The sequence below is a fragment of the Paenibacillus sp. 32352 genome, assembly GCF_002042965.1.
Taxonomy (GTDB): Bacteria; Bacillota; Bacilli; order Paenibacillales; family NBRC-103111; genus Paenibacillus_S; species Paenibacillus_S vulneris.
In genome coordinates, this window is the sequence record NZ_MZNT01000012.1 from 170879 (window position 1) to 197665 (window position 26787).

At 47.0% G+C, this 26787-nt stretch carries 17 protein-coding genes; 16 read left to right on the forward strand and 1 reads right to left on the reverse strand.

Annotated elements, in window-relative coordinates; translation table 11 throughout:
• Window positions 1-28 precede the first annotated feature (28 nt).
• From B1728_RS25645 to B1728_RS25655, 3 genes are all read left to right on the forward strand, one after another.
• Complete coding sequence (locus tag B1728_RS25645; protein WP_079913267.1) at window positions 29-1549, forward strand: extracellular solute-binding protein; 1521 nt, start codon at window positions 29-31, stop codon at window positions 1547-1549.
• A gap of 160 nt (window positions 1550-1709) precedes the next feature.
• Window positions 1710-3983 (forward strand): helix-turn-helix domain-containing protein, encoded by a 2274-nt coding sequence (locus B1728_RS25650; protein WP_079913268.1) that lies wholly within the window; start codon window positions 1710-1712, stop codon window positions 3981-3983.
• 45 nt (window positions 3984-4028) lie between these two features.
• A complete protein-coding gene (locus B1728_RS25655; protein ID WP_079913269.1) occupies window positions 4029-5147 on the forward strand; it encodes a glycoside hydrolase family 88/105 protein in 1119 nt (372 codons plus the stop codon).
• A gap of 144 nt (window positions 5148-5291) precedes the next feature.
• Here B1728_RS25655 and B1728_RS25660 read toward each other — a convergent pair whose 3' ends face one another.
• On the reverse strand, window positions 5292-6905 hold the full coding sequence (locus B1728_RS25660; protein WP_079913270.1) for a type 2 periplasmic-binding domain-containing protein: 1614 nt from the start codon (window positions 6903-6905) through the stop codon (window positions 5292-5294).
• 275 nt (window positions 6906-7180) lie between these two features.
• Between B1728_RS25660 and B1728_RS25665 the strand changes: the two genes are divergently transcribed.
• The 13 genes from B1728_RS25665 (at window position 7181) to B1728_RS25725 (ending at window position 26779) form a co-directional block, all read left to right on the forward strand.
• Window positions 7181-9433: a helix-turn-helix domain-containing protein gene (locus tag B1728_RS25665; protein WP_079913271.1), complete on the forward strand. Its 2253-nt coding sequence runs from the start codon at window positions 7181-7183 to the stop codon at window positions 9431-9433.
• A gap of 416 nt (window positions 9434-9849) precedes the next feature.
• The gene (locus B1728_RS25670; RefSeq protein WP_079913272.1) at window positions 9850-11913 is read left to right on the forward strand and encodes a hypothetical protein; all 2064 of its coding nucleotides are present in this window, start codon (window positions 9850-9852) and stop codon (window positions 11911-11913) included.
• 38 nt (window positions 11914-11951) lie between these two features.
• Entirely contained in the window at window positions 11952-12872 is a 921-nt protein-coding gene (locus B1728_RS25675; protein WP_079913273.1) for a dihydrodipicolinate synthase family protein, read from the forward strand.
• 31 nt (window positions 12873-12903) lie between these two features.
• The gene (locus B1728_RS25680; protein WP_079913274.1) at window positions 12904-14538 is read left to right on the forward strand and encodes a type 2 periplasmic-binding domain-containing protein; all 1635 of its coding nucleotides are present in this window, start codon (window positions 12904-12906) and stop codon (window positions 14536-14538) included.
• A gap of 42 nt (window positions 14539-14580) precedes the next feature.
• Window positions 14581-15537: an ABC transporter permease gene (locus B1728_RS25685; protein ID WP_256865507.1), complete on the forward strand. Its 957-nt coding sequence runs from the start codon at window positions 14581-14583 to the stop codon at window positions 15535-15537.
• Window positions 15538-15547: 10 nt separating this feature from the next.
• Window positions 15548-16450: a carbohydrate ABC transporter permease gene (locus tag B1728_RS25690; protein WP_079913276.1), complete on the forward strand. Its 903-nt coding sequence runs from the start codon at window positions 15548-15550 to the stop codon at window positions 16448-16450.
• Window positions 16451-16463: 13 nt separating this feature from the next.
• A complete protein-coding gene (locus B1728_RS25695) occupies window positions 16464-17681 on the forward strand; it encodes a sialidase family protein (protein ID WP_079913277.1) in 1218 nt (405 codons plus the stop codon).
• 30 nt (window positions 17682-17711) lie between these two features.
• The gene (locus B1728_RS36955) at window positions 17712-20549 is read left to right on the forward strand and encodes an OmpL47-type beta-barrel domain-containing protein (RefSeq protein WP_079913278.1); all 2838 of its coding nucleotides are present in this window, start codon (window positions 17712-17714) and stop codon (window positions 20547-20549) included.
• Window positions 20550-21079: 530 nt separating this feature from the next.
• A complete protein-coding gene (locus B1728_RS25705) occupies window positions 21080-21523 on the forward strand; it encodes a cell wall hydrolase (RefSeq protein ID WP_079913279.1) in 444 nt (147 codons plus the stop codon).
• 727 nt (window positions 21524-22250) lie between these two features.
• Window positions 22251-22958 (forward strand): hypothetical protein, encoded by a 708-nt coding sequence (locus B1728_RS25710; protein ID WP_079913280.1) that lies wholly within the window; start codon window positions 22251-22253, stop codon window positions 22956-22958.
• 690 nt (window positions 22959-23648) lie between these two features.
• Window positions 23649-24812 carry a GntR family transcriptional regulator gene (locus B1728_RS25715; protein WP_079913281.1) on the forward strand — a complete coding sequence of 388 codons (1164 nt, stop codon included), beginning with the start codon at window positions 23649-23651 and terminating at the stop codon, window positions 24810-24812.
• Between the two features lies 1 nt (window position 24813).
• Entirely contained in the window at window positions 24814-25632 is an 819-nt protein-coding gene (locus tag B1728_RS25720) for an MBL fold metallo-hydrolase (protein ID WP_079913282.1), read from the forward strand.
• Between the two features lie 40 nt (window positions 25633-25672).
• Window positions 25673-26779: an extracellular solute-binding protein gene (locus B1728_RS25725; protein WP_079913283.1), complete on the forward strand. Its 1107-nt coding sequence runs from the start codon at window positions 25673-25675 to the stop codon at window positions 26777-26779.
• Window positions 26780-26787 lie beyond the last annotated feature (8 nt).

Sequence of the window (26787 nt, forward strand, 5' to 3'; positions counted from 1 at the left end):
ATGACAAGCATTCCGGGAGGGATTTAAGATGACAAAGAGACGATTTATTGCTATCGCTTGTTCACTCGCAATGACGGCAGGCGCGCTAGCAGGCTGTGCCGAAGACAAATCAAACCAGCATGGCGAAGCCGTCAAGGGGGATGGGACGCCGATGAAGGTGACCATTGCCACACCGCAAATTGGTGAAGCCCCAAAAAAGGACAATGAGATTGAACTCGCGATTGAGAAGTATACCAACGCCCAAATCGATATTCAATGGATTCCAGCGGCCGCTTTTGAGGATAAGAAGAACATCATGATCGCTTCCAGTGAAATGCCCAAAGCGTTCAAGCTAACATACAATGCCACTACGCTTAACGCGATTCAATCCGGATTGTTTTGGGAGATCGGCCCTTTTTTGAAGGATTACAAAAATTTATCCGCGGTCAACGCCCTGCACTATGATAACATCAAGGTAGACGGTAAACTGTACGGACTGCCGCTGTACCGGGATATCGGTCGTGCCGGCATTGTGTACCGAAAGGACTGGTTCGATGAGATGGGACTGAAGCCGCCGGTTACACTAGACGATTGGTACAATATTATGAAAGCGGTCGCAGAACAGGACCCGGACAAAAACGGTCAAGCCGATACTTATGGCATGTTTCTAGAGAAGTCTTACAATGACGCGGCAGCCAGCAGCTCCTTCTTAACACGACTTGCTGTGTCGCAGGGAGCGCCGAATAAGTGGGGGATCGAAAATGGTAAGCTCATCGCTGAGTTCATGTCGAAGCCATATTTCGATAGCATGAAGCTTCTTAGGAGGCTGTATCAGGAGAAGTTGATCAATCAGGATTTCTCGGTTGTTCAAGCTGCGGACGCTGACAATAAGTGGAATGCAGGGAAAGTGGGGATCCGGATCAACACCGTTGCTTCCGCAGCAGCGACATCGTTTGAGAACGTGTCTAAGTCCGCACCGAATGCGGTAGTCGACGTTGTGCAGTATATGGGTGCTTCGGGCAATCGCGTGCCGGCAGAACCGGGCAACAATGGCTTCTTCGTTTTCCCGAAATCGAGTGTCAAAACCGAAGTGGAATTAAAGCAATTGCTAGCCTTCTTCGATAAGCTGCTCGATCCCGAGATGTCGACACTGTTGACGAGAGGCATTGAAGGGAAGCATTTTACGAAAACGGACGACGGCAAAGCCCAGTTTAAAGACTTGTCTTTGTTTAACCTTGAAGTGAAACCTTATCGCGACAGCTTGCCTTCCTTTGAGGTGACTGGAACCGGGCTGCCGCTAAAACTAAACGATCTGCAGGCTAAGGGCTGGAAGGTCGTAGCCGATAATTTAAAAAATACCGTGCCAAATATTGCGCTAACGCTCACCTCCAAGACGTATTCGGAAAAAGGCGGAGAGCTCGACACCTTAATCCGCGATGCCCAAACGAAGTTTATTATGGGCAAAATCGACGAGGCCGGCTGGCAGGCGGAAGTGGATAAATGGAAAAAGGCCGGCGGTGACAAAGTGATCGAAGAGCTCACTGCAGAGTACGCGAAGCAGAAGAAATAACGCTATCCTGTAAGGCTAGAAATGGATCAGCGGAGCCGCACGCAGAGGGGGGAAACTGCTGGGTGCATACCCGGCAATTTTTCATTACGATGACATAGAAAAGTTTCTGATATAATGGTTATCGTCGAAGCCTTGCATGTTCAGAAAGGAGAGGTTTCCGGTGCCAAAATATTTATATCGCTTGCTTATGTTCACCCTGCTGCTCGGAGCAGTACCGGTTGCGTCCATCGGGGTCATCTCCTACTATATTGCCTCTAAGGATATCGAAAAAAAGGTGAACGAAGGAAATGGACAAATCTTGCTGCAAAATCAGATGCGTATGGAGCAGGCGCTGAAAAACGTGGAGATGGGTGCTGTGCAGTACGTCAATTCCTCACTTGTAAGCGATTACTTGAACGATGCTCTTACCAATAACGATTTTCAAACGATCGCCAATCTGTCCAAGGGCTTGTACAACCTTCATTCCATATGGGGGGTAGCCGATGCGCATCTCATCAATCTGGAGCATGGATGGATGATCAGCAATCTAGGCTTCACCTCAATGACGGACTTCACCGACCAGAATGCACTTAAAAAATACGCAAGCCAATCCAAAAATTTATTTTGGCTGGCTGAAAAATCGGCTGGTCGGTCGGACAATACCATGGATCAAACGGGGAGCAGCGACATGATCAGGCTTGTCGTGAAGCTGCCGATGGTTGCTTCCACGAGTATACCCAAAGCGCTGCTTATCATTGACATGTCGCATAATGCACTGGAAAGCGATTTGGGTCCGGACAATCAATGGGGAAGCATCTTTGTATTAAACCGGGAACATGAGCCATTTCTAACAAGTCCAGGATCGGGAGAGCAGCATTATCGTATTCTGCAGCAAATGCCGAAGTGGGATAACGCTGAGGGGTATTTTGAGAAGGATCGGATGGCTGTCAACTACCGGGTATCCGCCAACTACGGTTGGTCCTACATTTCCGTCGTATCGATTGATGAAATTACGAAGGCATCGAAAAAAATCGCATTTATTACGGCCAATGTTTGCCTAATTATAATCGTTATTATTGCCGGTGCCGCATTCTACGGTACGCGTCGAATGTATAAGCCGATACGCCGACTGTTTATCATTATGGAGCAGTTTGGGGTCGAGACACCGAGCCTGAAGAAAAAAGATGAGTTCGCCTTCATCGAGGACCGCTTTCAAGTATTGTTCAGCACGCGCAAGCAGATGCAGCAGCAGCTAGTAGCCCAGAGATTGCAGGTGAAGGAGCACTTGCTGCTCAAGCTCTTTATGGGGCAAGTTAGCGAGAGTGAATTTTTATTCAAAATGGAAACGTATGGCTTTGCGGAGCGAGGCAAGGCTCTCGGTGTGCTAGCTTTACAGATCGACTCGCTTGAGGGAACCCGTTACTCGGAGAGCGATAAGGAGCTATTGCTGTTCGCGATCAATAACATCGTAGGAGAGCTGCTGCCTGACGGATGCCTCATCGGCACTCTACTGCTCGACCAGTCACAGGTATCGCTGCTGACGGCGGATACGGATGACCCGGCGGAGCTGAACGCTTACTTTTACGGGATGGCCGAGCGGATCAAGCTTAAGCTAAACGAACTGCTGCAGCTTAGAGTGAGCATCGGCATCAGCCACCCGTTCCACCGCTATGCGGATGCGATGGACGCTTATTCGGAATCGCTGGAGGCCTTGAAACGCCGCATTAGCCTAGGCCACGAATTGGTTCTTAGCTACGGGGATATAGAATCGAATCCCGGTACTCTGCAGCCTTCCGTATCATGGGCTCATATGGAGGATTATTTGCTCAATGCGCTCAAGACCGGGGATTCAGGAGCGGTCTATGATTACTATAACAGCTATGTGTCTTCTCTTTTGGATAAGGGGGTTATGTTTAACGATTTTCAAATGCAGATGATTCAGCTGATCACGAAAATATATCGGCTGGTCCAGCAGCAAGGGGGAACGCTCGACGGCTTAATCGGTTCCATGTCGGTCGTCAACCGTTTTATGAAGCTGCATACCGTGGAGGAGATTACATCCTGGTTCAAAACCTTGCTGCTACCGCCGACGATCGCTTTTTTGCAAGGGCGAATCGATACGCAGTATATCAATATCGCTCATCAGATGGTCGAGATGATCCATGAACAGTACGACCAGGATATTACTTTGGAGTCCTGCGCGCAGCAGCTGAAGTTTCATCCGGTTTATTTAAGCCGCGTGTTCAAGAAGGAGATCGGTGTGACATTTAGCGACTATTTGACAAATCATCGGATGAATATGGCGAAGCTCTGGCTGAAGGATAGTCAAATGAAAATCACCGAAATCGCCGAGCGTCTGAACTATAACAGCTCAACGGGGTTTATCCGTACTTTCCGCAAAGCAGCTGGCATGACGCCGGGTCAATACCGCGAGCTTCATTCGAAAATGAACTGACAATTCCCGCGGATCGCGGCATGAGCTCTTAGGGGGTGCTTCCTGATGCTGTATGCACTAGTGGAACAACTGAAGATGGAATATAGGTCGGAGTCAAGATGGTATTCGCACCGATGGCATTATATCGAAGGATGTATTTTGAAGGCCTATATGGACAGCTATGAACATTTTGGAATTGAAGACGATTACCAGTTTGTTAAGGGTTTTATCGACGGATTGTACAATAGGGATGGGGAAATAAGTGAAATCAAGGCCGATATGTACAATATAGATCAAATTCGGATGGCCACTCTGCTGTTTCCATTGTATGAACGTGAGAGAGACCCGAAATATAAACATGTTCTAGATTTGCTCTACCAGCAGCTAGCTAACTACCCGAGAACTAAGAGCGGTTCCTTTTGGCACAAGCAAAATTACCCATTCCAGGTTTGGTTGGACGGTCTGTATATGGGGCAGCCGTTTTACGTCCGTTACATGAAGACCTATGCCGAGCACAAACATTACTCCGATTCGTTGCATCAATTCGATAATGTCCGTAGGTTCATTTATAACGAGTCAAAGGGTTTATACCACCACGCATACGACGAAAGCAGGCAAGTGTTCTGGTGCGATAAAATGACGGGCCAATCACCTAATGTATGGGGGCGAGCAGTCGGATGGTTCGCGATGGCACTTGTAGACGTTCTGGAGCTGCTGGAAGGAGAAACGGCGGATACACAACCGATGAAGCAATTGTTAATTAAGCTAGTCGATAATATGCTTCCTTACCAGCAGCCCGGAGGGATGTGGATGCAGGTTGTCGACAGGATAGAGCATCCGGACAATTACTTGGAAACGAGCGGAACGCTGATGATTGCTTATGCCATAATGAAGGGTGTTCGTTTGGGTTATTTGCCACAGCAGTACTTCATCTACGGAAAACAAGCTTTCGAAGGAACGATATCCACTTACTTGCGGGAAGAAGAGGGTCAGGTGCTATTGGGAGGCATTTGCCGTAGCGCTGGTCTTGGTAAGAAGCCAGAAAACGGCCAGATAAGGGATGGCAGCTTGGAATACTATATTTACCAGGAGCAGGTAGTGGATAATAACGGACATGGTGTAGCGCCTCTATTAATGTGCGACAATGAAATGAAGTTGCGAAAAGTTTTACAAAAACAATACTAATACTAATAATACAAAAAGCCAGCAGAAATTGAACTGCTGGCTTCTTTAACTCAAGGTAAAAGATCTTAATTGATCATTTTCGCATCATCCGAAAGACGGGCTGAATGTAGATAGGATACTGAGGATACAACACCAATAGAAACATTATTGCTTGTTGTAGTTATCAAGGCCTTTCTGCATAATCACGATCATATCATCTACATGCATACTCTTAAGTTTCGCGACGTAGGCATCCCATTCCTGTTCGATGCCGCCTTGGACGACCCAGCGAATGAATGTCTGTCTTACATAGTCCCTAACGTTCATCTGCAATTGCGTCAGTTTGTCGCGGTCGTCTGCCGAATAGGCGACATAGTCTGGGAAAAACTTGTCGAGCGGCGCAACAACAGGCTCGTACATCTTAACAGCTTGAGAACGGTTATTATTGCTATTTCCCGGTAAGAAGCGGAGCTTGGAGGCTAAGTCTGGTGTGATCGCCGAGACTGCATCCACATTAGGGACTCCACCATCGTTTGCGATTTCCGGCAAGATGTCATAAGTACCGTCACTATTTTTTTTCGTGCCTGCTCCAAACAATCCGTAAGTTTCCTGCACAGACCAATCGGGATCAGCCAGCAGGTCGGCCAATCGGGCGGAGGCGATAGGATACTTATTATTTTTGAAAAGGGTGAACTGATTAGTGCGGACAATCCATGTTTGTCGTCGATACAACTGCTCTTGGGTACCCTCAGCTTTGGGCGGAAGCATCGGCACATAAACGTCGGGATTAGGATTGCCGTAGGCTGAAATGGCACCGACCATTTCCGGTGATGCTGCCAACTTGGCATAGTAAGCGCCCCAGTCGTCCGTAAATACTTCGGGTGGAATCAATCCTTCCTTATACAATCGGTGCAGATAAGCCAGCGGCTTTTTGATATCCGGGTTAAGAGCCTGGAAGCGGACTTTGCCGTTCTCGACCGACACATAGTTATCGTCCGGAACCAGTATGCCGAAGGAACCGCCGTATAAATCCAATTGACCTCCTACATATTGGTCCCATCGAAAATAATAAGGGATCATGTCTTTTGGAATGGCCCCGACTCCAGCGTTCGCCTTGAATTGTGCCAGGACAGAGGCAAATTGCTCGGTTGTTGCCGGAACCTCCGCCCCGATCTGATCCAACCATTTCTTGTTGATCAGCCATTGGTCGCGTATGCCCAAATAAACGGGATTTTGTTGAATAAGTCCTAAGCTGTAAATGCTCCCGTCTGGGGCAGTCATCGCTTTTTTGGCCGCCGGGTTTGACTCGAGCACTTTTATCCAATTAGGTGCATACTGCAGCAAGCTTGAAAAAGGGATAATATCCCCGTTGTTTTGAGCAATAGTAATTTGATACGGAGACGCATCGGAACGCAGTAACAGATCGGGATACTGACGGGAGGAGAACATTAAATTCAATTTATCCCTATTATCGACGGAGACTTGCTTAATATCGAGATGAATTCCGCTCTTTTTCTCCAGTTCCTGAAAAAACTTCGATTGATTGTAGTCGCCTTTATAGGAAGTAACAACAATGGTTTTCAATGTAATGGGCTGATTGACAATGGGGTATCCCGTCAAGTTGACGGTGACACCGTTCTCTATGATTTGGTTACCGTTCGTTTCTTCATAGCTGCCTGAAGCATTGTTGGTATTTGAAATATCCGATGGTTTGCATCCCGATAGAAAGATGGCATTCCATAATGAAACAATTAGAAGCAACCCGGCTTTATTGTTCACACACACTTACTCCTTTCACAGAGGTTCATCCGTTGATTCAATTAAATATCCTAACCATAACAAAAAGAACATCGATAAGTAAATATGCCATTGTAGAGGCATTGGTCATTGTTCTAAAAGGGCATTTCCATGCTGGATGAAATATACAATCAATGAAGGATATGCTATATTGAATACAACAAACCTGTGAAAGCGCAAACAATTTCGAACTGGATTCTGAGAAAGCATATAAGTGAGTACAAGAGAGTAAGAGGCTACCAAAGCGGGGTGAAATTATGTTTTGGCCACAACGAAATGTTTTGCAAACAAACCGGTTGTTTCTGCGCTATTTGTTATCGTATATGCTGGTATTGGCTATTCCTCTCTCGATTATCGTCATCCTGGTTTACAATTATTTCTTCCATATGTTGCAGGAAGAGGTAATCAAGAACAACGTTAATATTCTCCAGCACGTCGTAACTTCCGTAGATCATCAAATCGCGGGGATGAACACGATTGCCTACCAAATATATAACAATCCGGACCTTACTACGCAGCAAATCGGCGATGGCCCGTATAATACTTCCAAAGGGATTCGCCAATTAAAAAGCTATATTTCCGGAAATAACTTTATAAGCGATACTGTCGTTTATTACAAGCAATTGAATAAATTCGTTTCTTCGACGCGGACTTATACGTTAAAAGAATTTTTGTCAGCCTATTATGGCGATACAATTTCGGAGGAGCAATTTCAAGCCGTAGCCCGGGATATTGACGGCAATGGGGTATGGGTACCGGATGGTGCAAGCGGAGGAGAAATGGGTCATGTCGTAAGCTATCTTATTCCCAATAGCTCGAATTACGATAAACGCATGGTATTGTTTATCATCAAACAGCATGCATTTGAACAAATGATGAACAGCAATAAAGGCAATATCCTGGCAATAAATCCAGAGCGCAAGATCGTTGCCGCTTCGAAGGAGAGCAATCGTCCTCAAGAACAGGATTTAATGGCTATCATTCAACCTGACCGGATTGAACATTCTGTCATCACGAATATCGGTCCCTCGTCCCATTTCGTCTCTTATATCCAGTCCCCAGAAACCGGCTGGAGCTATTTTATAGTCATGCCTGTAAAAGAAGCGATGAGCCAAGTCTATGCCGCCAAGAATGCTTTCCTTGGAGCACTTCTTGTTATTGTACTAGCAGGTGGTACGGTCATCTTGTTCAACATGCGCTTAAACTATCGTCCCATCCGCCAACTTCGTTTGTTTGCCGAATCGGAGACAGGAAGCGTAGCAGATACCGGAAATGAGTTTGAAGCGGTACGAATGACGATTAACCGGATCAATCAAACGAATAAAATTTTGAAAGATCAGGTCACAAGCAATCGTAGCGCTGTCAAAGAATATCTATTGTCCCATTTGCTCAGTGGGATTTTCCCGAATGCAGAATCGTTTAACGAAAAAGGCAGCGATTTTGGCCTTTCCTTTAGCCTGCCATTTTTTCGCGTCGTCATCTTTTCCGCAGCTGCCTTGGAACCGCAGCAGAGAGAGCGGGCTTCCATGCTTCAAGAGCTATTGGAACAGGCGATACCTGACGAAATTGAAGGCTATGTCCGTTTAAATATCGACAATCGGTTGATTCTTATACTTGCCTGCGGCCAGGAATCGGATCGTCAAATGCTGCATGATACTTTAATGCATATGCAGCAGCTCTTAACAAATGAGCTGCACTCTCATATTGCGATTGGTGTAGGTAACCCGTACGAGGCAGCAGGACAGGTCGGCAAATCGTGCCTGGAAGCCTATACGGCACTTGATTACCGATTGGTCAAGGGAACGGATCAAATCATTTACTTTGAAGACATCCGCATTGCCGCCGTATCTGATTTTCCTTACCCGGTAGATGAACTAAGAGCGCTGGAATTGTCTATCATAGAAAGTAATACGGAACGAATCTCCTTCATTGTGGAGGAACTGGTGGACAAAATTACCCAGTACGACATCCCGTTGTTCGAAGCTCGTTGCCTCTGCTTCGATATTATCAATACGGTGCTGAAAGCTATGCAGCAGATTAATAAAAAGTTCATTGGCCTGGACAAGGGAGCTATAGATGTCCTATCCCTAGCCCAATTTGAAACGGTAAAAGAACTTGGGCAAAGTATCACTGTTGTTTGTCAAACTCTGTGCAAATATATTCAAGATACTCGTGAGAAGCATGATGACGAGTTATTGAAGCAATGGGTCGCGTATATAGACACGAACTATCACGATATAAACTTTACAGTCCAGAACATGGCCGATCATTTTAATATGTCTCTTTCCAACTTAAGCTATTATTTCAAGAAATGCTCTGGGCAAAGCATTTCCGATTACATCAATTATCTGCGTATTGAAAAAGCCAAACAGCTTTTAAGCTCGACCGAGAAGCCCCTTATCGAGATTATTTCTGAGATTGGTTACTGCGACGTTTCCAGTTTCGTACGGAAGTTTAAGAAGGAGGTCGGGACGACTCCGGGGGGGTTTCGCAAATACAACAATATTTAAACGGTTTATACTTCGCCATAGAAGAGGACTGGATGAACCGGCTTCCGGTATAACGCATCATCGATGTGTTGTTCGGAAGCCGGTTCTTTTGTTGTGGAAATGAACAGAAGATTATGCCATCCGTCAGAGGCTTCATCTAAGAAAATATAGGTTTTGTTGCTTGAGCAAATAGGCTTTGCTTAAGAATGGCATATCGTCATTTAACGGCATATTTACGTTCCGAGCCTGCATCTGCTAGTTTGAAAAGGCGATCGATTCGTAATATGCATATGCAAACGATTACATTGTTCACGTAATTTTTCTGCGGAAGGTACAAATGAGCGGACATTATTTTCACGAGCTCATGGAAGGACGAGAGAGGGCCTGTATATGTTCTTGTGATGCCATCGAAAAAACATGCTGAGGAGGTATGGGGCATGACCGATGAAAAAGATTCAAAGGAGAAGTTAACCCGTAGAAAGCTTCTTGCTTCAATGGGCATGGCGGGAGCCGCAGCGCTTCTATATGGAGTATCGGCCGGAGGAGCAAATGCCAGGGAATCTTCATCCGTCACCGATTCCGTTTATGGAAACCATGGTGATTCAGAACATACGCCAGGCAGTTTTATCCGTGCCCGCGGCGTTTTTAGACCCCAGGTACGGATCACGCAGGAGTGGGAAGTATTGGAATTCACTACACCAGCCGGTGTCACAACCGGATATCGGTGGGCTGGAGCACGACCGCACATAACTACTTCAGATAACCCGCTTGCTGACGGAGGTATTGGCGTAAATGCATGGGTAGCTGTATATCAGACCGGTCTTGATAAATCATTGGCCCGTATCAGCGGTGCAAGTCTTGTCGGTGGCGCCAAACCGATCTGGCGTGTTATTGATTCCGATTTGTGGCTCACGGATCCGACGGCTGCAGTCAAGTATGTTCTGGTATTGGCAGCCGAGAAGGGTGGGACAGTGCTGCTTCCCGCCGGTACGTACGACTTTACAGCATCAGGAGGGAATATAGACCTACCTCCAAATGTAATTATTTGCGGAGAAGGGGTTGGCGTTACCAATCTACTGTGGAATGGTGCCGGATACTTGTTCCGTTACTGGAGAGATTCGACCACCTGGAGCGGCGCAGTCGGAACCAGTCATGCCATTGTAGATTTATCCATAAACGGAGGCACCAATCCAAATTCGATTGCGATTGAAATCTCGGATACATATGGGTTCAAGCTTCGCAATGTCAGTCTGTACGGTTTTACAGGCGGCGATGGCCTTGTATTACATACCCGTAATTTCTGGGTTGAAGGAACGACGTTGGAAAATGTCTCTATCAGTAACTGTAAGCGTCATGTCGTATTCAAACGTCAACCGGGAACATCCAACATGCCATCGTATGGTTATACTACGTTCCGCAATGTCTCCCTAAATGTTCGGGACGGTCAGATTGGGATGCTAGTCGGTGACAATACTTATAACAACGCCCAGCATGAAATTTATAATGCAATATTGGAAGTGAATATTTGGACATCAGGCGGCTCGATCGGCATTGGCTTTGGAAAAAATGGCACTATTCGTGACTCCAGCGGTATGTTCAGATGCGAGACGCCGCCGGAGGGAGCGGGGTTTACCGGCAAATTCATTCAAATCGATGATCCGGAAACATCCGGAATTATTAATTTCGACGGGCCGGTAAGAACCTCTCATTTAAGCAAAGCAGAGGATTGGAAAAATACATGGCGTGATCTGCGATACCAAAAGCTGCGGGATATAGGTGAACCTAAGCCCGGTGTACAAAACTATGCGCAATGGTTTCGGGTGTGTCGTATAGGAAAGGATAAATCGTTATTCAGCGGTCGTGTCAGAACTGTTACGGATTATGGCAAAGCCTCTTACCGTACAGCATCAGCCGAATTTGCTTTCGGAGTTCGAGGCAATGAGGCCGGAGGATTTAGACCGGTATTTACGGTAGATGGAGACGGATTTAACGGATCGGGGGATTTATTCGCGAAATTTGCTGTATATGCCGACGCGGCCTCCAATTACTGGTTATACTTCCGCCGTCCCAAATATACGAACTACTGCGTGTTCGAGTACACATACGACTTGTATCCGCAAGGCACGTACGAATACTGGGATAAGGTAGATTCGCCGGAGACGGATACAACTTTGACCAAAGTGTGGGACTCTGTATCGTATCCGTCGCAGTCCTCCTATATAGGTGATGAAATCGTATTTACGGGGCAGCGGACTATCGTTACGGTAAATGGCGGTAATGTCACTTATTATGTACCCCACCTTCTAGGCATTGCCCCTGAGTGGTATATGGCTTCAGCGTTATCAGCCGATGCCAATATGACTGGAATTTTTTCGGTTACCGCCGATAAGAGCAACATCACGATCACATTCAAATCCGTGACACCTGCCGGGACCGGAAACATCATGATTGCAGTAGAGTGGGGGCGGAAGCAGTTTAACAACCGGTTCCGGCCATCGTGATCGAACAACAAAATACAGGAAAAAAGGGGTTACGAAACATGTTGAAGGATGGCGTCTGGCCTACAATGATTACACCGTTTACGGAAACCAAAGAAATCGATTACGAAGCGCTGGAGCAGCTGATCGAATGGTATATCGCCAAAGGCGTCGACGGCTTATTTGCGGTATGCCAATCGAGCGAAATGTTTCATTTGTCATTGGCTGAACGGGTACAGCTGGCCCGGTTTGTAGTCGAACAGGCGGCAGGACGCGTTCAGGTTATCGCCTCGGGACATATATCGGATTCGCTGCAGGATCAGGTGAAAGAAATAGGTGCCATATCGGAGACAGGGATCGACGCTTTTGTCATCGTCAGCAACCGGCTAGCCGGAAGGGAAGAAGCCGACGACATTTGGAAGCGGCATGCCGAGCAGCTGCTGCACCAAATCCCTAAGATGAGCTTCGGCATCTACGAGTGTCCGCATCCTTATAAGCGGCTGCTAACTCCCGAGCTGCTTCGGTGGTGCGCGGATACGGAGCGGTTCCTGTTTTTAAAGGATACCTGTTGTGATCCCGATCAGCTTACAGCCAAACTGAACGCCGTTCAGGGGACCCAGCTAAAACTATTCAACGCAAATGCAGCCACTCTGCTGATGTCGCTGCAGGCCGGGGCATCCGGCTACAGCGGCGTGATGGCTAATTTTCATCCCGACCTGTACGTCAGCCTGATGCGGCTAGCTCGAAGCCACCCTGAAGCTGCAGCCAGGCTGCAGCAATTCCTCGGATTGGCATCAAGCATTGAACGCCAGCCTTATCCGCTAAATGCCAAATATTATCTGGGCTTAGAAGGCTTGCCCGTCCAATTGCAGGCTCGTTCAAGCAATACCGCAAGCTTAACCGCTTCAATGAAGCTGGAAATTGAGCAGCTGAGAGGTATAGAACAAGAGATTCGAACCATGGCAGAAGCCGCTGTATTGTAAAACGATATATTAATTCTAGGGGGACTATTCGATGGGGAATAAGGCTATTGCCGGCATACTAAGTACCGTGCTCATCGGTGGAACATTGATCGGCTGTACGGATACAAAGCAATCCGAGAATGAAGCTGAACGTGAGATTTCCGATACCACCAAGCTGGACGGCGGAATAACGAACGCAACAGGATATCCGATTACCAAAGAACCTATTACTTTAACGGTAGGAATCGCGTACGGCGCCCATATGGGGGATATCACCAAGTACAGCATATGGAAGAAAATAGAAGAAAAGACGAATATTAAGATTAACTTGAAAGTATACAGCGATGTAGAGAAAACAAATTTGATGTTCAGCAGTCGTGACTATCCGGATATCGGTCTGAGAATGGATGCCTCGGATCAGTCCATGACCGATGCGATCGAAGCTGGAGATATTATCGGTATCGATAAATTGCTGCCCTATACCCCAACATGGCAAAAGTTTTTTGATTCAAACCCCGGCTTGAAGCTTCAGGCGATGATGCCGGACGGCAAATTATACGGCTTTCCTTATGCGGTTATTAATGAAACTTCCTATAATTTGCGTGATCAATGGTTTATCAACAAAAAATGGCTAGATGAGCTCGGACTTCAGATCCCAAAGACGACGGAAGAATTCAAAAGCGTACTCTTGGCTTTCAAAAATAACGCAGGAAATGGCTCGATTCCTAAAAACGTCATCCCATACTACGCTCTATACGGCAGTAGCATCGGCGGTCAGTTTGACATTTACGGAACATTTGGCGTGTATACCCCCGGCAGCTACTTTATTGTGGAGGACGGCAAGTTCAAATCGCAGGCAACGAATCCCGACCTGAAAGAACCGATCAAATATATGGCCGATTTATATAAAAATGGACTGATGGTTCCGGAAGCCTTCACCGATGACTGGGGAAAATATACAGCGGCTGTTTCATCCAATCCTCCATTAGTCGGATCAATGACCTCTTTCTTGGATCAAGGGCAAAATAGCACGGATGGCAAATGGTGGTACCCAATGGCACCTTTGAAGTCGCCTAATGGCAAGGATCCATATATTCGCCGACAAACGAAAAGCATTTGGCCGAGAAACTTCGTTATCTTCAAAAACAACAAGTATCCCGTTGCATCAGCAAGACTAGCGGAGCTGCTGGCCGATCCGGAGTGGTCCCTAACGGAAAACTACGGAAGTCAGGGTGTGATGTGGAAGAAAAATGCAGAAGGCAAATATGAGTTATTGACGCCGACGGCCGAGGTTGCAGATGCGGATAAGGGGCTAGGTAACTACGGTATAGCGCTACTTGACGAAGATATGTTCAATAACAAGATCGTCAACACCAATTTTACAAAAGAAGGTACTCGAGAATGGGCGTATGTAAATATTTACAAGAAATTTTTGCCGACCAAAGAACTGAACTTTCCTCCCTTGCCGAGCGGATTGCTGAGCGAGACGGAAAAGCTGAGAATGGCCGACTTAAGTAAATCAATCAACGATTACATTAAAACGACGATTGCAGGCTGGATTTCTGGAAAAGGAAGCATCGATGCCGAATGGGATGCTTATACCAAAAAGCTGAAAGACCTTGGGCTGGATGAGTACATGCAGCTGAATCAAAAACAACTAGACGCTGCAAACAAGCTTAGAAAATAGTTTGGTCCTTAAGGTCGCATTGGTAGTAAGGAGATGAAAGCGATGAATCCGGAACAAGTTATAGCTACGCGTACTTCAGTTAAATTGTTCAGTAAAAAGCTGCTTAAGGTCAAGGAAAATATCGGCCTATACTTTCTTGTGCTTCCAGCACTGATCTATGTCATTCTTTTCGACTATGTTCCTCTATATGGAGTGCTGATTGCCTTTGAGAACTTCAAGCCTATCAAGGGAATATGGGGTAGCGAATGGGTGGGGCTATATCATTTTCAACGGTTATTTAAATTGGATCTATTTTGGGTGCTGATCAAAAACACATTATCTTTAAGTCTTTACTCCTTGGTTGCAGGATTTCCAGCTCCTATCATCCTTGCGTTGGCACTACATAGCGCTGCAAGCAAGAAAATAAAGCATATCGTGCAAACCGTTACGTATGCGCCTCATTTTATTTCGATGGTCATTTTGGTGGGAATGTTGAATGTTTTTCTTTCTCCCAGATTAGGAATCGTCAGTCAACTGCTTAATTCTATCGGGGTTATCGACGGGCCGCTTATGATCTTGACGAATCCGGATGCATTTGCACATCTGTACGTCTGGTCGGGCATTTGGCAGGGAATGGGCTGGGGAAGCATTATATACTTGGCTGCGCTATCGGGTGTTGACCCTTCATTGCATGAAGCGGCTACCGTGGACGGCGCCAATAAGTTTCAACGGGCTTGGTATATCGACATTCCTTCCATTATGCCGACCATTGTAACCCTGTTGATCTTAAACTGCGGGGGCATATTGGGGGTCGGGTTCGAAAAGGCTTTTCTGATGCAAAACTCCTTGAATTTGCAAACCTCGGAGGTCATCTCGACTTATGTGTACAAGGTTGGGCTGCTTCAATCCCAATTCAGCTTTTCTGCTGCGGTCGGGTTGTTCAACTCAGTTATTAATTTAGTCATGCTGCTTACCGTTAATAAATTAGCTAAGAGACTAGGCCAGTCCGGCATTTTCTAAGGAGGGACCCATGAGCATCGTTGTGCGCAGAGGCAGGGCCGATAAGATCTATGATATTATTAATTTTACCTTTTTGGCCGTACTATTCGTCATCGTGCTGTATCCGCTGTATTTTGTTGTTATCGCCTCCTTCAGTGACCCGTCTGCTGTTGGTACGGGGAGAGTCTTTTTATTCCCCAAAGGGTTTAATTTAAACGGGTATGAATTGATTTTTAACTATAAACAGCTATGGATCGGTTATAGGAACACCGTATTGTATACGATAGGCGGGACGGTACTTAGCGTCTCTCTGACGCTTATGACCGCCTATGCATTCTCACGGAAGGATATGGTTGGGCGGGGATTTATCGTTACCCTGTTCATCATTCCCATGTTCATTCACGGAGGACTTATTCCCACCTATTTGCTTGTACGAAATTTGCATATGCTAGATAATCCGTTGACTGTCATTATTTTGGGCTGCGTCAGCATGTGGAATATCATCATCACACGGACTTTTTTTCAATCCACCATCCCTCACGAGCTGTTCGAAGCTGCAAAAATGGACGGATGCGGAAACATCAGCTATTTTACGAAGGTTGTTTTACCGCTTTCCAAGGCGATTATTGCCGTACTGGTCGTATTCGCTGCGGTCGGACAGTGGAATTCATTTTTCAATGCTCTAATCTACCTGAACGATAGAAACTTGATCCCTCTCCAATTGGTGCTGAGAGAAATCCTGACAAGTCAGACGCAAATGATGCAGCAGCTTGAAATGGGAATTGGAGATCAGGATATGGCTCAAAAAACGTTTTTGGCTGAATCAGTCAAATATGGAATTATCATCGTTTCCAGCCTGCCAGTGCTATGTATTTACCCTTTTGCCCAAAAATATTTTGTCCAAGGAGTCATGATCGGCTCGCTTAAAGGATAGGAGGTAGTTAGATATGAAACCGCTTGCGGACGAATTTATCAAAATATATGAATCGAGTGAGCCGTCATCTGTTTATTGCTATAGCCCGGGTCTCGTTCGGCTTGCCTCGGGGAGACTGGTGGCGACCATGGACCTGGGAGGTCCAGGTATGAAGCAACCCATCGGAAAAATATTCACGTCGGATGACAAAGGGAAAACATGGGTTCATCGAGGGGATTTTCCGTTTGGCCACGCGAGGCCTTTCGTTGCGGGCGAATCCCTCTATATACTAGGCCATCATGGAGATCTAGCGATCATTCGCTCCGATGACGAGGGAGAATGCTGGACGGAACCGGTATCACTGACGAATGGAGAGCAGTGGCATCAGGCGCCATGTAACGTTCACTATGCGAATGGCTCTGTATATTTGGTCATGGAGAAGCATCTTTATGGCAAGATCGAAGTTTGGGGTGTCGGTGAATTGGCGCCTGTCCTGATGCGTGGCCAAACGGATACGGATTTGACGAAGGCCAATAGCTGGACGTTCGCTTCTGAGCTCGCCTTTTGTGACGCCGTTCCTGCTGAGGAGCTGGATTATTTCGGAGTTCCGTTCTTTCACACTGATCCGAAGCGGTATATTGATCTCGCACCGGGCAGGGGATGTGCACCAGCAGGGTGGCTAGAGACCAATGTAGTACAGTTTGTAGATCCCGACCATTATTGGCATGATCCGAGCGGACGAACGTTCCATTTATGGATGCGATCTCATACGGGAGGCAGCGGCTATGCCGCCATTGCCAAGGTCGTCGAGCAGGAGGACGGTTCGATGATCACAAAGCTGGAGCAGGTTCCTTCGGGGAAACGGATAGTGTACGTTCCTTGTCCGGGAGGGCAAATGAAATTTCACATCCTCTATGACGATGTGACCCGTCTTTATTGGCTGTTGAGTACGCAGGCGACCGATAGTATGACTAAAGCGGAACGGCTCCCAGCCGACCGTTACAATCTGCCGAACAATGAAAGGACGAGGCTGCAGCTGCATTTTTCCAAAAACTGCATCGATTGGTGCTTTGCCGGACTAGTCGCGGCAGGGCCTTCGGCCAGGCAGTCACGTCATTATGCAGCTATGGCTATTGATGGGGAGGACCTCCATATCCTCAGCCGGTCTGGCGATGAGCTGGCTTACAGTGCACATAACGGCAATTTTATCTCCTTTCATACCGTCAAGCATTTTCGCGAACTCGTGTACTGAAGCAAGCTAATTTAGGGAGGGGATTTCTATATGAAACGTGCCCAAAAGAATGGCAGCACTTTACTATTTCTGTTCATTGTGCTTTTCGTTATGTTCGCGGGAATTCCTGTTGCATCCGCCAACAACTATATGGATGTAGTAAAGTCGCAAATCGATTATTCCGATCCAAGTACGGGTGTTTACATTGGGAGTCCCAGCCTCGTGAAGCTCTCCGATGGGACGCTTCTTGCGAGTGATGACGACTTCGGACCGAATGCATCGAACAAAACCACCAAGGTTTTTCGTTCTTTGGATGATGGAGCCACCTGGACGCAAACGGCAACGATCGACGGTCAATATTGGAGCACGTTGTTCGAGCATAACGGGGCTGTTTATTTGCTGGGGACCAACTACAGCCTAGGCTCCATCGCCATCCGCAAAAGCGTCGACGATGGTATCACCTGGAGCGATGCTTCCATTCTTTATCAAGGGGATGACAAGAATGTTAAATATCACACTGCGCCTACACCAGTGATTAAAGCGAACGGGCGCATCTATAAGGGCTTCGAGGTCTTATATCCATGGGGAATGTGGGCGTTTATCGTTTCTGCACCGGACACAGCGGACCTGATGAATCCTTCGAGCTGGACAAAATCGAACGAATCCGACGTCAATCTTTATATCGAAGGCAACGCCGTAGTCGGACCGGATGGTCAGGTGTGGGATGTGCTCAGACGCTCGGTAATCAACCGTGCCGGCATATACAAGCTCAGCGCGGACAACGAGACGTTTACTAAATACGGAGAATTTGACTTCCCCGGAGGAGACGTGAAGTTCACCATTCGTTACGACGCCGAATCCGGCAAATATATCGCACTCGTTAATGAGCATACCGACTATAACGTGACGCAAAACAATCAGCGCAACGTACTGTCGCTTATGTATTCGTCCGATCTTGTCCATTGGACGCGGGGCAAGCTGCTCATCCAAGAAGACGAGAACTTAAGCTGGGCGAATTCCACCGCGAAAGACGGCTTTCAATATGTCGATTGGCAATTTGAGGGCAACGATCTGATCTATGTGTCCCGCACTTCTTACAACGGCGCAAACTCCAAGCATAACTCCAATCGGCTGACGTTCCATCGCCTCGCCGATTTCCGGAATTATTTGCAGCCGGCCGAGTTAATCGGAGACTACTCCTTCAACGGCTACTCTCACGACGATTCTGCTCAGGGGAACGACCCGATCCGCATAGGCACGGGCGGGTATACAGACGGTAAATATGGGCTAGCGATCTCGATGAAAGGCACGGATTCCCTCAACATGCATTACATGATCGGTAATGAAATGGCCAATGCCGATGCGGTTTCCGTCAGCGTATGGATCAACCCGAGTCTAATGCCCGCACAAGGCGCGCGTTATGATATTCTCAGCACGCGCATCGATGGCACGAATGAAGGGTTCGAGTTGATTGTCGACTCCGATTCAATACGGCTAGGAGCACGAAGCGACAAGGTCGACAGCTACCAAAGTAAGAGCTTCAGCTTCAACAGTCCGAACTCGTGGCATCATGTGGTAGGGGTTGTCGATTTTAAGAATAAGGCCATCAAGCTGTATTTAGACAAGGTTGAGCAGTCCCCCGGCGGAACGTTCACGTTCAGCCAAGATTATTACCGGCGATATTCACCTTCCCAGGAGGATCGAGTCGGCATGAATCCTAGCGGCGGCAAAAACTTCTATGGCATGCTGGATGAATTGAAAATATACCGAAAAGCGCTGACACCGTCGGAAATCAACAGCTTGTACTATAATTTTGACGTTACGACTCCCGTTACTACCGCGACTGTTTCTCCGGCACAGCCAGACGGTACGAACGGCTGGTATGTGCATCCGGTTATGGTAACGCTGGCTGCCTCTGATAATGGCTCAGGAGTAGCTTCATCCGTGTACAGCCTGGACGGCGGAGCATCCTGGCAGACGTATACGGGCCCCGTAACGTTCGATCGCGATGGCGAGTATGCGCTTAGCTATCGTTCGACGGATCATGCAGGGAATGTCGAAGCAGCGAAGACCATCTCGTTTAAAATCGACAGGACCGTGCCGACAGCGACGATTACATACGGTAAGGCGGCCGATGGACGCGTCGTTGCGACCCTCTCCCCAAGCGAACCGGTAACGATTACGAACAACGGGGGTTCGCCTAGCTACAACTTTTATGATAATGACAGCTTCACCTTCGAATTTGTTGATGTAGCGGGTAATAAAGGGACGGCAATGGCTTCTGTGAACAATATCCCGTCCCCAAGCACGGGTGCACCTGGAAAGCTCGTTCTGTCCGATGATAATGGGCACGATACAGGCATTCAAGACGGCAATTACAACATCACCATGAATATGTGGTGTGGTAATAACGGTGAAATTTATAAATTGTATGAAAACGACATTCTGATCGATACCCAAACCCTGATGGACCGGTCGCCCAATGCGCAATCGACCGTAACGGCGGTGACCTACAAGAAGAACGGCTCGTACCGGTATTACGCCGAGCTGACCAACGCATACGGCACCACGAGAAGCGATGTTCGGACCGTCAACGTTACGCAAGCGGCTCCGGGCAAACCGATTCTATCTAACGATAACTGGGACGGGGATGGGAATTTCAGTCTCAGTATGAACATGTGGTGGGGGACGAACGGGACGACATACCGATTGTATGAGAACGGTATTCTTGTTGATACGAAGAAACTTATAGGCACATCGCCGCAAGCACAATCGGTGGTTACGGCGATTCAAGGCAAGCCGGTCGGTACGTACGAATACCGCTGCGAACTCGTCAATTACGCGGGAGCGACTTCGAGCGAAACGATGATTGTGCAGGTAACTAAGTAATCGTGCTTACAGTTTAGTTGAATAAAATGGATAAAAAAATGACGACCAAAAGGAATATTCCTTATTCCTTTTGGTCGCTAGGCTGTCGAGAAACCTAATAGAGCTTGAACTATTGCCAATATACTCCGATGGGGTATCCCCCTCCAGCCGCTGTTGAAACCCGTGAATTAGATTATATTTAGTGGTATTTTCACGGGTTTCAAAGGCGGACGTAAACTCCTCCGAGGCATACCCCACCTCCATATGTAGCATAGTTCACGCAAAACAGGGTTTCTCGACAAACTCACGACCAAAAGGAATATTCCTTATTCCTTTTGGTCGCCTTTTTATTTTAACAGGGTGAGGTACAGGAAAGGGTTCGGGATCTTTTGGGTTGCCCCCAATTAGAGCCATCCAGCGCTTACGTGAAACGTTACCTTAAAAAAAGACATTGAGTTCACCTTATCACTCTATATTTTGCTGCAAGGGTCATACATCCGCTTTACCTACAATATCATAAGTTTAGATCTGCAATCTAAAGAGGTGAGCCAATGGCGGTCGTAAAAGCCAGGAAACAGGATATTGATATGCTGGCAAGGTTGCTTCGAGCTGAAGCTGAGACTGAGGGCGAAATGGGGATGCTCCTTGTTGGAAATGTTGGCATTAACCGAATAAGAGCGAATTGCTCCGATTTTAAAGGCATCCGGACAATTCCCCAAATGATCAACCAGGCGCATGCGTTCGAAGCGTTGCAACATGGTTTGTACTATCAAAATGCAAGAGATAGGGAACGCCGTCTGGCGCGACGGGCTGTGAATGGGGAGCGGAACTGGCCAGCCAAATTCTCCCTATGGTATTTCCGTCCAGGAACGTTCGAAAATCCAGGACCATGTCCGGAAACCTGGTATAATCAGCCGCTCGTAGGACGATTCAGGAAGCACTGTTTTTTTGAACCGACCGGGGAAGAATGTGAAAATGTATATAGAACGTTTTAGTTTTTATAAACGAAAAGAGCCCAGGATCTCTTAATCTTGTCAAACAAAGAGGGTGCCCTCAGCCATTTTCATGGCTTTTGGGACACCCTCTTGACTTGCTCATGAAAATTCTTACATGCTAAATGATAATGACCACAAATGCCTGGTGGGGGTTTAGTGGAGCAAACGAAAGCCAGTTTGCATTCTTGGCGAATGGAAACTGGCTTTCGTTTACCATGAACCTGATTTTTCTAAAGGAAACCGTTCTCTACAGTCGGATATGGGGTGGAAAGTGGAATGTCCCATTTACGACAAATATCTTTGAACCTCTCGTGAACGTTCTTTTTATTGTTTGTTTCATACCGCTGACAATGAGCTCAATAGTTGCTTTGTTTGCAGTTGAAAGGTAAACTACATGCCCGTCTGACACCTTTTGTCTTATCCAATTTTGTCGAAGGTTGCCAGCAATAAGTGGGGATGAAAGGGACACATGTGAATGAAAAGTATTATATTTATGATTTGCTTGATTGGAAATTCAGTCCGTATTACATAGTTATTTGACCCTTTGAACCCCACAATAACTAAAGGAAATCTCTGGCAAAGTAGAGAAAGATTTTAGGAAAGGTAATTTTGCTAAAGGATTGTAAGTAAAAAATTGTTAAATAGTAAACATTATAGTAGTATTTTAGGAGCAGTAAGCTACTTATTGTTATTAAATCATGAACCCTCTGAAAGGTAGATTGAGATTATGTTTAAAAGAAAGTTGTGCATTTTAGTGCTGATGCTGCTGGCCACGGGATGCGGAAAGTCCATTGATGTAAAACATGAGGAAATGATCAAAACGACAAATACAGTACCAGAATTGAAGGAAAAGAAGATCGAGTTGGCTAAAACAGAGAATGGCATTATGCTACTTGCAAATAAGCAAGCAGAGGGGGACTTATTTAAGGAGATTACCATCCAAACTAAGGAAAGAAGTAAAGTTTTTCCTTGGAGCACTTCAACAAACCCCACCTACTATCCGGTAGTTAAAGTTGGTGATTTCTATACGGACAATAAAGAAGAACTAGCTGTTATCCTTACAAAAGGCTACGGAACGGGTGTTTTAGAACAAAAGGTTCATGTATTAAATGTAGCAGACCTTTCAGAAATTCCAGTTGAAAACCCTATGGACGCCGCATACGAACAGGTTCCTTCGAAAATTACCACTGCAGGCGACTCAGTTACGGTTGAATTAGAAATAAATAAAAAAAAGATTGAAAAAAAATACAAAAAATCAGATGCAGCTGCTTGGTTTGAAAAGGTTGGCTATGGAGCAATAACCGAGTATACATTTAAGGACAATAAGTTATTGGCAACCTTATCGGTAAATATATCTCCTGCAGAAACTGCAGGTAACTTAGTTGTGGAGTATGGTAACGATCTAAAAGTAAAGAGTATTACTTTTAAAGATTGAGTAATCAAAAGAGGATCCTTTTACTGCCTGGAAAAACGATTTCTCCCGGTAACCCTGTTATGCCCATCACACGACCCCCCGGCTTGAAATGACCCGCTTTTCCGCCAACCTCTTTTACTTTAACCTACTGGATAATGCAGTAAAATTCTCTCCACAGGTTTGAGAAATACATATCCGAATTTATGATACGACCGACCAAGTATTCGTTCTGATCAGCGATAAAGGACCGGGTATTCCATTGGAAAAACAAAAGTATGACTTTTTGATAAATTTTATCAAGGTGCGAAGTTGCACATCCTCAGAACTAATCACGATAATTTGAAAGGGATCTCCTTAAATGAGGAGTTCCCTTATTTCGTGGTGTTCTATTATCCCTGCCATATATTAGCGATTATCTGATATATCCTGATATGAATATAACGATATATTAAGATAATATTAACAATATCAAGTGATTTACAAGATCTCAAAATATATATCATTGATTATGTCAGTGACATAAAGTAAGCTCGATTTAGATCACCAATCTGGGGCACGCTTCATACGGGGTCGAGAAAAATTTGAACCAGCTGCAAGGCTTCTAAAGTACCACAGCGGCGTATGCAGTCTATGGACAAATGTCCGAATGATAACGCTTCCTTTTTTTGCAGCTCCGTTCGTTACTATCGTTTAAACAAAGGATGACCATGGATGAAAAATGTAAGTGTGACGAAAAAACCGAATCAACAGCTATATTTGCAAATTGCGGATAAGGTGATGGAGATCATCCATAGCCGCAGGCTCCAGCCGCATGATCCGGTGCCGTCGGAAGGGGAGCTGGCGAAGCTGTTCGGTGTCAGCCGGATGACAAGCAAGCTGGCGCTGGAGCGTCTGGCGGAGCAGGGGATGGTGTACCGCCTGCCCAGAAGGGGGACCTTCCTGGCGGTCCAACAGGACTATGAGCCTGACAGCCGTACTCTTCAGGAGGTCAGCAAGCCGGAGCGGGAGGGTGTGAATCGCAGCAGGCAAGTCGCTTTGGTGGTGCCGCATCTGTCCGATTACACATCGAAGATCATCGCCGCAGCGGAGCTTGAGGCCAGGAAGCATGATTGCGATCTGATATTGAAGATCAGCAAGAATAAAGACGACGAAGACCGCTGTTTGCAGAAGCTGGTGGAGGGTGGGATCGACGGCATCATTTTATTCCCCCAGGGGCGCAAGACGTGCAGCGACCACGTGCTGAGATTGAAATTGCAGCAGTTTCCGCTTGTGATTATCGACCGGATTTTCCGCGAGGTTCAGATTGACTGCGTCTACCACGATCATTACCGGGGCTCCTACGAGATGACCCAATATTTGATCAAGCAGGGGCACCGGAAGATCGGATATACCTCAAACGCGATCGATAATATCACGAGCAGGGAGGAGCGCTATCAAGGATACATCCAGGCGCTGCTCGATCATGCAATTCCTGTTAAAACTCAGCACATTCATTTTCGAAGCGTGCTATGCGATCCTAGCCGGATGAATGAAAGGGACCCTGAGCAGGAACAATTTCTTCGGGATAATCCGCAGATAACCGCTCTATTATGCGGAGATGACCATGTCGCCATTTCTACCTTGAATACGGCCTTGAGCATGGGAATCCAGGTCCCCGACAAGCTGTCGATCGTCGGATTCTCGGATATTCAGCTGTCGGCGCTAACGGCTGTTCCGCTTACTACGGTGAGACAGGACACAGAAAAGCTTGCGCTATCGGCGTTCAATCTCATTATGAAGCGAGTTAACCAGTCTCAGGAGAAACCGATAACTATCAAAATTCAAACAACAATCGTAGAGAGAAAATCTGTTCTCAAAAACGACCAGGAGGTTTAAGATGAAGATTCATTTTCTTGGAACTGCCGCCGCGGAGGGATTTCCCAATGCCTTTTGCCGCTGCGAGTATTGTGTCCGGGCTCGGCAGCTTGGCGGAAAGAACATCCGGACGCGAAGCTCGGCGATTATAGACGATGTCATTAAATTCGATTATTCGCCGGATTCCTATATGCAGTCGCTGCGCGACAACATCGATTTTAGTGCGATTGAGCACATGCTGGTGACTCACACGCATATGGACCACCTCAATGCTCTCGATCTGGAATGCCGGAGAGCGGGTATCGCCCATAACCTGGATCGCCCGCTTCATATTTATGGAAACGATGCGGTCATGTATCACGTGCGCACTGCCATCGGACGTTTTGAGGGAGAACGCTTCGCCTTCCATCTGCTCCGCCCGTTCGAGACGATCACTGTAGGGGATGCGCGTGTGACCCCATTGCTTGCCGATCACGACCGGATGGAGACCTGCCTGTTGTATGTGGTGGAGAAGCAGGGCAAGAAGCTGCTGTACGGTCATGATTCCGGCTGGTTCCCGGAATTGACCTGGGCTTGGCTCCAAGGGAAGCAGCTGGATGCGGCTATCCTGGATTGTACGCATGGCTACACGGGGAAATCACGCGACCGTAACCATATGTGTATAGAGACCGTCCTCGAAGCTCAGCGTGAGTTTCATAAGGAAAACATCTTGAAAGAGGACGGCCGCATTATCGTCACGCACTTTAGCCATAATTCAAGGCTTCTTCACGATGAGTTCGTAGAAATCTTTAAGCCGTCTGGAGTCGTAGTAGCCTACGACGGAATGATCCTTCACATTTAGATTAACCAAAATCAACATACACCCAAAGGAGAGTCGAACAATGAAGAAAAAAATGGTAAGCCTGTCTCTTTTATCGGTATTGTGCCTTGCTGTAACAGCTTGTGGCGGAGGCGGCAGCAATAACGCTGGAAGTACGCCTCCGGCCGCCGCGCCTTCCGCGTCTGCACCTGCTGCGAATGAACCCGTAAAGAACGAGAAGCTGATCGTTTATACGAATGCAAACTCAGACGGCCGCGGAGAGTGGCTGATTGAGAAAGCGAAGACAGCCGGCTTCGAGATAGAGTTAGTAGGGGCGGGAGGCGCCAACCTGACAAACCGCCTGATTGCCGAGAAGAACAACCCGATCGCCGACGTCGTCTTTGGCTTGAACAACATGCTGTACGAGAATCTGAAGAAGGAAAATGTCCTGACCAAATACGTTCCGAAATGGGCCGGAGATGTGGAGCCGGGACTGAACGATCCGGAAGGTTATTACCATGGACTTGTAAAGCAAGCGATCCTGCTCGGCTATAACCCAAAAAACTTCACCCCTGAAACGGCGCCTAAGGATTGGACCGATCTTTACAAAAATGACGCCTTTAAGGGCAAGTACGAGGCTCCGACTTTGCTTGGCCAAATTACGCCGCAGCTTGTCGTGGCAGGCATCTTGACCCGTTACAAGGATCCGAAGGGGGATCTCGGCATTGCCAAGGAGGGTTGGGATGAAATCAAGAAGCTCTATGACAACGGCGTTAGAGCGGTTGAAGGCGAAGACTTCTACGCCAATCTCGCCAGCGGCAAAACGCCGCTTGGAGCTGTCGTTTCCGGTACGCTGAGCAAGAAGGAAGAGCAGTATAAAGTGAAGGCCGGCATCGTAAGCCCGTCCGTCGGTGTTCCGATGATTGTCGAGCATGCTGCTATCGTTAAGGGTACGAAGAAGCTGGCAACGGCCGAACGTTTCGTTGAATGGATGGGATCGGCCGAGGTGCAAGGAGAGTTCGCCGCCAAGTTCAATGCTATGCCTGCAAATACGAAAGCGGTAGATAAAGCGTCCGATTCCGTCAAAGCCCTTTATTCCTCGCTTAAGGCGCAGCAGCTTGATTGGGGCTTCGTCGCTGACAACATCGGCAAATGGGTAGAAAAAATCGAACTGCAGATCATGAAATAATACGAAAA

What these genes read in the sequence shown, in the direction of transcription:
- B1728_RS25645 (WP_079913267.1), top strand. Translation starts at nt 29, where the DNA reads ATGACAAAGAGACGATTTATTGCTATCGCTTGTTCACTCGCAATGACG.
- B1728_RS25655 (WP_079913269.1), top strand. Translation starts at nt 4,029, where the DNA reads ATGCTGTATGCACTAGTGGAACAACTGAAGATGGAATATAGGTCGGAG.
- B1728_RS25665 (WP_079913271.1), top strand. Translation starts at nt 7,181, where the DNA reads ATGTTTTGGCCACAACGAAATGTTTTGCAAACAAACCGGTTGTTTCTG.
- B1728_RS25670 (WP_079913272.1), top strand. Translation starts at nt 9,850, where the DNA reads ATGACCGATGAAAAAGATTCAAAGGAGAAGTTAACCCGTAGAAAGCTT.
- B1728_RS25675 (WP_079913273.1), top strand. Translation starts at nt 11,952, where the DNA reads ATGTTGAAGGATGGCGTCTGGCCTACAATGATTACACCGTTTACGGAA.
- B1728_RS25680 (WP_079913274.1), top strand. Translation starts at nt 12,904, where the DNA reads ATGGGGAATAAGGCTATTGCCGGCATACTAAGTACCGTGCTCATCGGT.
- B1728_RS25685 (WP_256865507.1), top strand. Translation starts at nt 14,581, where the DNA reads ATGAATCCGGAACAAGTTATAGCTACGCGTACTTCAGTTAAATTGTTC.
- B1728_RS25690 (WP_079913276.1), top strand. Translation starts at nt 15,548, where the DNA reads ATGAGCATCGTTGTGCGCAGAGGCAGGGCCGATAAGATCTATGATATT.
- B1728_RS25695 (WP_079913277.1), top strand. Translation starts at nt 16,464, where the DNA reads ATGAAACCGCTTGCGGACGAATTTATCAAAATATATGAATCGAGTGAG.
- B1728_RS36955 (WP_079913278.1), top strand. Translation starts at nt 17,712, where the DNA reads ATGAAACGTGCCCAAAAGAATGGCAGCACTTTACTATTTCTGTTCATT.
- B1728_RS25705 (WP_079913279.1), top strand. Translation starts at nt 21,080, where the DNA reads ATGGCGGTCGTAAAAGCCAGGAAACAGGATATTGATATGCTGGCAAGG.
- B1728_RS25710 (WP_079913280.1), top strand. Translation starts at nt 22,251, where the DNA reads ATGTTTAAAAGAAAGTTGTGCATTTTAGTGCTGATGCTGCTGGCCACG.
- B1728_RS25715 (WP_079913281.1), top strand. Translation starts at nt 23,649, where the DNA reads ATGAAAAATGTAAGTGTGACGAAAAAACCGAATCAACAGCTATATTTG.
- B1728_RS25720 (WP_079913282.1), top strand. Translation starts at nt 24,814, where the DNA reads ATGAAGATTCATTTTCTTGGAACTGCCGCCGCGGAGGGATTTCCCAAT.
- B1728_RS25725 (WP_079913283.1), top strand. Translation starts at nt 25,673, where the DNA reads ATGAAGAAAAAAATGGTAAGCCTGTCTCTTTTATCGGTATTGTGCCTT.